The sequence below is a fragment of the Clostridium sp. genome (assembly GCF_018372875.1).
Classification (GTDB): domain Bacteria; phylum Bacillota; class Clostridia; order Clostridiales; family Clostridiaceae; genus Clostridium.
On record NZ_JAHAIF010000091.1, the window covers coordinates 1 to 2849 of the forward strand.

Below are 2849 nucleotides of genomic sequence, written 5' to 3' on the forward strand. Positions count from 1 at the left end.
TCCGTTTTTGTCTGATCCATTTTCCACTTCAATAACTAAAGCAGAACTAGCTAAAACCTTAGTAATTGCCATAATAAATTCCTCCTTTCAAAGTATTCATAAATGATATATGCAGAAGTTAAAAAAGTAATATGTTTAGATAAGTAAATTAAGCTGCTGTATTATCTTTTTCAGTTTCTATTACAACACCTAATTTCGTTGATATTATGGTGTTTAGCTTGTTTATAGAAGAGGTAAGGGTGGTTATTTGTTTTTCTAGTCTTATCAACAGATAAGCACTAACTGCAACAGGGAAACCAACATTACCAATTAAATTTACAAGTTCATTTAGTTCCATAAAAAATCACCTCCTATAAGTCATATATGCATAGGAGATGATTGTATTATTTTATATAGCTTGATAATTCTTCAACTAAAGTATGAACAGTAGTTCCTGGATTCATATTATCTGGATTAAAGACCTTATTTTCTTTATGAAATTGGATTAAATCCTTACTTCTTTTAATAGCAATATATAGATAAGGATAGGTTATATCAAATATATCAGCAATATTTTTAGAGTAAGCTCCGTTATTAATTCCAAGTCTTTTAAAGTGGCTATCTAATCTAGGATAATAGCCATCCCTACTTAAAGCAGATTGTAAAGTTTGGAAGTGAAGAAGCAACCATAATTCAAAACTTTCATTAGACCATGCAACATTCATACCTTCTTTTTTTGCAAGTGAAATAGCCTCATCAAAGTCTCTATTATCATCCCTATCAAATACTACCCAAACATCACTATAGGCATTTAAGCTACGCTTTTTTATAGCTTCATTTACCAGCACTTTAGTTGAACGTGCAGTTCCATGTATATCTAATGAAATTTTTTCAACTATTATTTTACTATGAAAAAGCTCATTAAGTTTTGCACCTAAGTTTTTGAAGTAGTTTACCTCTGTTTCAGTACCTTCTGTAACAATTAGGTAGTTACCAGGTTGAACAGACTTAGTATCAATATTTCTGCCACGCTTTTTACCAGCTCTATTTAATCTTACCATTATGCTCACCCCACATATCATATCCTCTTAGTACAGGAATAGAGCCATATTTTCCTAGAAGATAATCTTTGTTGTAAGAAGCATCTTTCCTAACTTTCTTTTCATCATCAAGTTTATACTCTGCTAAAGAGTAAAGATGTGATACAGAATCATCAGTTTTTTCAACAAACCAAATTTGGTCACGTCTGAAAATATCCTTTGTTAGAGTGTAGTTATCGTGTGTAGTATAAATTAATTGAGCTCCATTTTTATTAATTTTTTCATTATGGAACATAGTTAATATATATCTAAGAAGTAGTGGATGAAGCTTTGAATCAAGTTCATCTATAAATATTGGAACTCCAAGTTTTATTGATGTTTGTAAGTAGTAAAATAAAGTGAATAGTTTTTGAGTACCGCTAGATTCTTCTGAAAGTGGCATTTTATAATAGTTTTTGCCATCATTCATTAAGTGCTTTGTGAAAATCTTTGTCTCCTCATATTCGTTCTTAGATTCTTCAACAATTATTCCATCTATGTTTATATCTATTGACTTTAAGAATTTTACCAGTTCTTCTTTATATAAATCATTTTTTAGCTCTGGTGATGATAGTGTAGATAATATGCTTTCAAACTGAACACTTCCATAATCAATAATAAAGGTAGAAATATACCAATCATATATATCCTTTGCATATGGAATCTTTGCATTAGAGATTATAGATAAAAATAGGGTTTTATCTTCTACCATTGGAATAAAGTTGTCTGCTCCTTTTAATAAGGCAGAATCACATTCGATTTCTCCGTCTGATCTTTCAAATAAAGGAATATATTTATTCTTTTTCTTTAGATAAAGCCATTCTTCAATAATTTGTGTATTATCTAAAGAAAATCCATATTGGTATTCATTGTTTTTAAATTTAAAGAAAACCTCAAACTCTGTAGGTGAGTTTAAACTATCTTTATCGAAGGCAAACTTTTTAAAAGGTATTTCTTCAGGATTATTAGCTTCTTTAAAGGAATCAAAAATCCAACGTTGCATAAATTTAAATGCCTGTATTACAGAACTTTTTCCACTAGCATTTGCTCCATAAATAGCAGCTGATTTAATATATTTATCATTTTCACTTTCTATTAAGTTGTATGGGTGTTCTGTAATAGAAGTTGCTGTCATATCTAAAGTGGTTTCATCTTTAAATGATTTGAAGTTTTTAAAATTAAATTGTATTAACATTTTTCTCACATCCTTAAGAATATAATACTACAAATACAGAATAAAGTGTATAAGAATGAGAAAAAATCTCATAAATATTATTGACAATATTTTATGAGATATTCATAAATTATACTAAAAGTGAATTTATTCTACTAAATATTGAAATTAAATTTGCTTTTAAATAGTTATATTTAAATATTAGAGTTATAGCTTTAAAATCATTAGAATTAGCCCAATTTATAATATACTTAGCTAAGTGATTTTTAGCATATTTGTCTCCATTAATTGCATCCTTAATTTTGTTTTTGTACTTTAATTGTGAGGTGCAATAATTTATATGGTTATTTTCTTACCAGCTTGTCAAGCTAATTTCCATTCCTTTTTGATTTCATAATTTAATTAAATTTATGGATAATAGCCGTATGGAGAAATGTGAATATGAATTTGAGTTTATAGTTTCTACTCTCAACTTTTTTTCACTGTCTAGGAAAATATAAAATTTCAATTAGCTATATATCAAAGGTATTATTACATTTTCATATTAAAAAATATAAAATAAAGGATAGTAATTTTATAATTTCCTTACCTTAAGTAAGAAGGGAATAGATATTTAT

The 2849-nt window shown here is 27.6% G+C and carries 3 protein-coding genes; all 3 read right to left on the reverse strand.

Annotated elements, in window-relative coordinates; all coding sequences use genetic code 11:
• Nucleotides 1–148 precede the first annotated feature (148 nt).
• From KIB46_RS16115 to KIB46_RS16125, 3 genes are read right to left on the reverse strand one after another with little or no spacing between them, the layout of a single operon-like run.
• Nucleotides 149–337, reverse strand: coding sequence for a YvrJ family protein (locus KIB46_RS16115; RefSeq protein WP_049179185.1), 189 nt, complete (start codon nucleotides 335–337; stop codon nucleotides 149–151).
• 46 nt (nucleotides 338–383) lie between these two features.
• The gene (locus tag KIB46_RS16120) at nucleotides 384–1040 is read right to left on the reverse strand and encodes an RloB family protein (RefSeq protein WP_291673231.1); all 657 of its coding nucleotides are present in this window, start codon (nucleotides 1038–1040) and stop codon (nucleotides 384–386) included.
• Nucleotides 1024–2253, reverse strand: a complete 1230-nt coding sequence (locus KIB46_RS16125; protein WP_291673233.1) for an ATP-binding protein — start codon at nucleotides 2251–2253, stop codon at nucleotides 1024–1026. Before KIB46_RS16125 ends, KIB46_RS16120 begins: the two co-directional genes overlap by 17 nt.
• Nucleotides 2254–2849: the final 596 nt, after the last annotated feature.